Annotated in this window: 4 protein-coding genes and 2 pseudogenes; all 6 read right to left on the minus strand. The window is 41.4% G+C overall.

Annotation, left to right across the window (positions count from 1 at the left end; all coding sequences use genetic code 11):
• Position 1 precedes the first annotated feature (1 nt).
• Positions 2-892 (minus strand): IS3 family transposase, encoded by an 891-nt coding sequence (locus QZZ35_RS08285; protein WP_291236974.1) that lies wholly within the window; start codon positions 890-892, stop codon positions 2-4.
• Complete coding sequence (locus QZZ35_RS08290) at positions 810-1,157, minus strand: transposase (protein ID WP_291236975.1); 348 nt, start codon at positions 1,155-1,157, stop codon at positions 810-812. The genes QZZ35_RS08285 and QZZ35_RS08290 overlap by 83 nt, the downstream gene beginning before the upstream one ends.
• Before the next feature lie 70 nt (positions 1,158-1,227).
• A pseudogene (locus tag QZZ35_RS11650) lies at positions 1,228-1,326 on the minus strand (SpoIVB peptidase S55 domain-containing protein); the annotation flags it as partial.
• A gap of 77 nt (positions 1,327-1,403) precedes the next feature.
• On the minus strand, positions 1,404-2,036 hold the full coding sequence (locus QZZ35_RS08300) for a hypothetical protein (RefSeq protein WP_291236976.1): 633 nt from the start codon (positions 2,034-2,036) through the stop codon (positions 1,404-1,406).
• Between the two features lie 100 nt (positions 2,037-2,136).
• On the minus strand, positions 2,137-4,266 hold the full coding sequence (locus QZZ35_RS08305; protein WP_291236977.1) for a hypothetical protein: 2,130 nt from the start codon (positions 4,264-4,266) through the stop codon (positions 2,137-2,139).
• 220 nt (positions 4,267-4,486) lie between these two features.
• Positions 4,487-6,073 (minus strand): annotated as a pseudogene (locus QZZ35_RS08310) (transposase).
• Positions 6,074-6,236 lie beyond the last annotated feature (163 nt).

Raw genomic sequence — 6,236 nt, forward strand, 5'->3', positions numbered from 1 at the left:
GCTAAGCTACATATGGCAACAGCATTGCCGGATAGTAGCATTCAGCTGGTGTTTGATAATCAAGAGCAGAATGGCGTCTCTCAAAATTGTAAGTGTGGATATATGCTCCGATCGCAGCTCTGGCTTCCTTGATATTGTTGTATTGTGTCAGATATGCTTCTTCATATTTGAAGCTTCGGAACCAGCGCTCAATCATGATATTATCCGCCCATCGACTTTTGCCATCCATACTTTGGCGAATACCGTTTTCCTTTACAAAGTCAATATACTGCTGACTTGTAAATTGACAGCCCTGATCAGAATTTAGGATTTGCGGTTTTGCCATTTTGAAAGCCTTTTTCAGGGCGTTGATGACCATTCTGGTATCAAGTGTATCATCGACCTCCCAGCCGACAATACAACGGCTATACCAATCGATTACGGCAGTCAGATACAGAAATCCGCGCTTGATTGGAATATATGTAATGTCAACAGACCAAGCCTGATTCGGCTTGTTTATGACTGCATTACGAAGAAGATAAGGGCATACCTTAGCCTGTTGCATCCGTTTGGAAAGGTTCATCTTTGGATAGATCGGATAAATATCCATTTCATTCATGTAGCGCCTTGCTTTGCGACGGCCAACATGATAGCCACGGGCTTTCAGTTGTGCAGACATTTGTCTTGCACCCCAGGTAGGATTATCCGTATGAAGATGATCAATAATCTCTTTGCAGGCCAGTTCTTCTTCTGATACAGGTGTACCCTTGTAATAAATGCTTGTGCGATTGATATCAAGCAGCCTGGCTCCAACAGAAACCGGGATTTCCTTAGTCGTCAAAAGGCTTTGGACTAAACTTACTCTCGTAGTCAGGTCCGCAAACTTCTTCAGATTTTTTTTTGAGCCAGTCAACCTGCATAGTTAACTGACCAACCTTTTTGGCATACTCCGCTTTTTCTTTGCGTTCTTCGGAAAGTTTTTCTCTGAGATTTTCCTCGCGCTTGTCGTCGAACACAACAGAAGCATTGTTCAGGAATTCTTTTTTCCAGTTGCGGAGCAGGTTGGGCTGGATGTTATTTTCAGTTGCCAGGGTATTAAGATCTTTCTCGCCCTTAAGCAACTCAATTACAAGGTCTGATTTAAATTTGGCACTAAAATTTCTTCTCTGTCTGGACATGATAATGAATCCTCTCTTTCATACTGATTTTAGTATATCAGATTCATTAAAATCTGTCCGAAAAAGTGTCTTAATTTATGAGACCATTATATCTTGTCGGATCGTTCACAAGCACATGAGTCACAGCACCCACCAGTTTGCCATCCTGAATGATCGAACTGCCGCTCAGGAGTGATTGTCATTAGGAACAACATATGGCGTTTGATAATTATTACAAGAATGCGGACGTACATGATTATATCTATATCATTTTCCTGACAATTTTTCTATTTTTGCTGTCATTTTATTCACACAAAAACTGAACAAATTTAAATAATCTTCTGCATTCAATCTCAAATCATATTTTTTAATAAATGCAATAATAAAATCTTTATTTATTATTGCAGCAAACAATGCTTCATAGTATCTTTTTGTTTGTTGTGGAACTACATTCAACGTGATTTTCAAATCATCTTTAATGTATTCAAAGAACGATAAATTATCTTCATTTCTTATTATTATTTTATCTTCTTTCGATTCATCTATTTCTTGACAAGTATTATTTTGAATCATATTTGCATAATGTTCTGATGATAAGAGTTCCTCTAATTCTGTATTATCCTTTGTAGACTTAATCTTTCTTCTAATTTCGGCACAATACTGATCAACTTTGTCCTTATCTTTTCCCAAATAAATGCAACATGCAATTATATTATTTTCCAAGCTTCCCATATCAGAAATTAATATATTATTCCCTCGTTCTACACCATATAATCCGTCTTCTGTGCAGATAATTACTGGCTCATATTCATAATGATTGGAGTATATAAAAATACTATTTTCTTCTACATCAAAAGTATACTTTTCCCCTAATTGTTCTTTTAATAAACTTATATTCATTTTTCCTCCTATTGTTTCCATCCTGAATAATGGGACTGCCGCTCACGCGTGATTGTCATTCGGGACAACATTTATTCAATCCGGGAAACGCAACAAGACGTTACCGCCCATAAAAACCATTATCACTTATAGGTCCGCATCGTGAAGAAGTAGCCTGTACGATATTTTTTGCGGCGTCGATCGTATCCGGATGCAAATGAAAGATTTTGGTTTCAGATTTTAGCACCAATTTCAGCCATTCTACTACAGACAGTTTTTCCAATTGTTCGGCATTTTCTTTGTTGATCAAAGCGCAATCCCAAATCGTTCCATATCCGGCATCGTCACAGAAGCGCAAGATATAATTTTCACCGTTGTATTTACAGTGAAAGCACCACTCATCGGAGCCGTACCCGCACATGCTGCTCATGTTTGGATAATATGCTTTCAGCCCGGTTAGTGTAAAACAATGTTCTTCACCAGAATCCGTATGCATCTTCATTTGGTACCCTGCCAGATTTGGAATAAAAATAGGTACAAATTTTTTCTCAGAGATCATAGCGGCATTGTCCGAAGAAACTGCATTTCGCATTTCATCCAGCCGTGCGGCAACTTCCTTTGCTACTGGCCGTCCATCCACGAAGACCAATCCCCGGTTGGCCGCAGCTATCTCAGGACTCAGACCAGCCCGGCCGGTATCCTGAGTATACTGATATAGGCGGTTTTCAAACCGCTGCTGTTCTTCCTCGGAAAATGTGTTCAGCGCATCTTGAACCGTGATCTCTCCCAAATTGTCTGCCATTTTTTTCGGCAGATCCATTGATTTGGACAAACGTTGGCTTTGTCTTCCGTTCTGGTCAGAGTTCACTTTCTTAGGCAGATGCTTCTCCCAGTTTTGGATCGTCATGCCCGTATAGCGGGAATCTGTTTGCGCCAGTTCCGCGTAGGTTGCCGGATGTGCTTCTTCCGGAGCGGAGCGATCCCACGGGAATCCCTCGTAGTAATACAGTGCACCGTTGCGGGGATCGATGGTATAGATAATATGATGCTCGTCAGTGGAACCTTTTTCTTCTATCTGATGATACAAGGTGACCTCACCACCGCGATCCCGCCGAATCCAGTTCTCAATGTCCGGGTGATACAGATAAATCATCGAATCCAGTTCGAGACACCGGGCAATGTTCTTGTCTGTCGCATCAGGCAGGGGTGTGTCTTTCTTGATTCGAATGCCGCCCATGCGCACATCACTATGCGCGTGCCACATGCCATCCTGTTTCTCAAACCAGATGCAGCGATACTCCATGGGGTCACGCCAGTTGCTCCAATAAACCTGCCCTACCTCCTCCTCGCAGTTGCCGTATGGCGGCGTAAACAGTTCGGTAAAGACCTTCTCCTGGGCCAGCTTTTCTGCCGCCCACACAGGCAGACCGCGCAGGGTCTTTGCGTGGAACAGGAATCCGGACACCGTCCAGCGGTGACGCTCGGCGGCCTTCAGCTCGCCAACGCATTTGGTGGAATTTTCCTGCAGCGTGGAGCAGCCGCCTGCGTCGTTCCATTCACGGGAGGTCAGGTTCAGACAGTAAATGTCATCCTGATGCATCAGGGTAAGCTTTTGTTCGCCGTGTTCCGCCCGACCGCCCCATCCGGTCTCCAGAGTCAGCAGTACGGCAGCACAATTTCGCATTTCATCCAGCCGCGCGGCAACTTCCTTTGCTACAGGCAGTCCATCCACGAAGACCAATCCCCGGTTGGCCGCAGCTATCTCAGGACTCAGACCAGCCCGGCCGGTATCCTGAGTATACTGATATAGGCGGTTTTCAAACCGCTGCTGTTCTTCCTCAGAAAATGTGTTCAGCGCATCTTGAACCGTGATTTTACCTGCATAGGCTGTTCTCTTTTCCTGCAGGATTTCTTCTTTCTCGCGTTGCAGCCGCTGCTCATCCGTAGCCTGCTGAGTTTCTTTTTGAGTTACAGGCGAAGACTTTCTCTTCACCGGAGGAGCCGTCTTTTCTCCGCGGCCGCTGTTCTTCAACCGGAGCCCCAGCCAGAGGATTGTAAAGAAGGCCGCTGTCATCATAAGGGCTGTCGCAAAAAATCTCATCCTCTCACCAAAAGAGTCCAGCTCCATCCCGCCAAACAGCGCAGCCAAAGCACAGACAGCCGAGCTTACTCCCAATAGTCCGCCCAGCACGATCAACAGCCATCCGAAGATTCTCCGAAGACAGCAAGCACATTTTTTCATTTTAGCCATGTTTTTCTCCTCTACAATGATTATTTTCATTATTATTTATCATGACATAGGATACCGAAAAAAGGGGCTGTAAAATAAGTCCCTAATCAAGAAACGCCAGTTCCGGCAAATGCCGGTTCTGGCGTTTCTTCGTATATTACATCAAAAATTTCGATAAATGAGAAGGGTTTCATTAAAAATAAGTGCACTTAATAAAGACTATGTGGATAACACATTATCTTTAAGCTGCTAACTGGAAGCGCTGTTTCTTATTGTGATACTTATACAGATTAAAACCACAAGAAATCAGTGTAAGCTCCAAAATAACATTTTTCTCGCCTCTTCGAAATAGCCTTTTGTAAGATCTATCCCATTTCAGAATGCCAAATGCACCTTCTGCTTGAATACTTCGGTTCATTCTCAGAAGTACTCCGTGTACGGATTCGAGATTTGAAATTACCTCCTGATGAATCGAGGTCAACTCTTGATTCATACGGATTGTCCTGTTGCCGGATGTCTTCGGACAACATTCTTTTTTATATGGACATCCCTCACATGATTCACATTCATAGATTTCTTCTGTTCTACCATATTTATTCTTATTCACATGACGATTGTATTTGAAAATGAATTTCCTTCCGTTTGGGCATATGGGATTTCCTGCTTCGTCCTGTTTAAAATTCACTGCACGGTATGGGCTTTCGTGATACCTTTTATCTGTCGTTTCCTTTTTGAACATAGTAAATTTCATATATTTTTCCATTCCATGCTCTTCGCAATAAAGATAATTATTGTAGGAACCATATCCTGCATCTGCAACTGGATACTTTGGATAATGCCCATAAGTTTTGTGGAATTTTTCCATCAATGGAACAAAACATTCCATATCAGATGCGTATGGTTTTACGTCAACTACTGCAATATATTCATCACAGATAGCTGCCTGAAGATTATATGCCGGAAGTAACTGATCATTTCCCATGTAATCTCGTTTTAATCTCATAAAAGTAGCATCATGATCTGTTTTAGAATAACTATTTCGTTCATCTCCACATATTTCTATATGACGTGCATAAGTTTTCAATCGTTCAAGATATCCCTGTAATTCTTGATACTGTTTTTGTTGAATGCTTTTTCTGTGACCACAACCGGAAACAAACGCAGATTCATTCAGATTTGTTTCCGTTTTGTACATTTCCAGCAGTTCAGAAACATAATCGATTGCGTACTCCTCACGCTTTTCAAGCTTCACACCTAAATATCCAAGAACCTCTTTGTTCATGGCATCAATCAGAAGTGATATCTTGTTAAAAACCTTTTCTCGATTCTTAGTACAGGATTTTTTCCATACCCAGGTATAGCGATTTGCATTCGCCTCTATTTTAGTACCATCGATATAGGTATGTTCCAAGTCAACATGCTCTTTTTCGAAAATATATGTATTTACATCCATGAATATTTGTTCTATAGAATTCGTCAGTTCATTTCATATGATATTTCCGAAGGTGGCAAAAGAAGGGACCTTCATACCATCAAGAAGATACATGTATCGAATATCATTTCTACAGAGTTTTTCAATTTTTCGCAGAGAACAGATACCATGTTCCATAAATGCAAAGAGTATTACTTTGAGGAGTTTCTGTTCATCACATCTTGGGCGACCTGTTTTGTATCCTTTCTCTACAAAATATTTTGATAGGTCGATGTGATTCATAACTTCACAGAAAGTATATACCGGATCAGAGATATCAATTAATTTTTCTATTTCCAATGGTAATTTCAGCTGACGAATGGTATAATTACCATTGGTATTTTTGTTTAGTAGCATAAATTAATTATACCAAAAAATCGCTCAGACCTCACGGTCTGGGCGATTTTTCTTAGGGACTTATTTTACATCCCCAAAAATTCACCCCGCCGCATCCAAATTGGAACACAAGTATTGATACGATACTTGCGTTCCTTTTCTTTTTGTAAAAACCGCTTAACAC

The sequence above is a fragment of the Frisingicoccus sp. genome (assembly GCA_016298055.1).
In the GTDB taxonomy this organism is placed as follows: domain Bacteria; phylum Bacillota; class Clostridia; order Lachnospirales; family Lachnospiraceae; genus Frisingicoccus.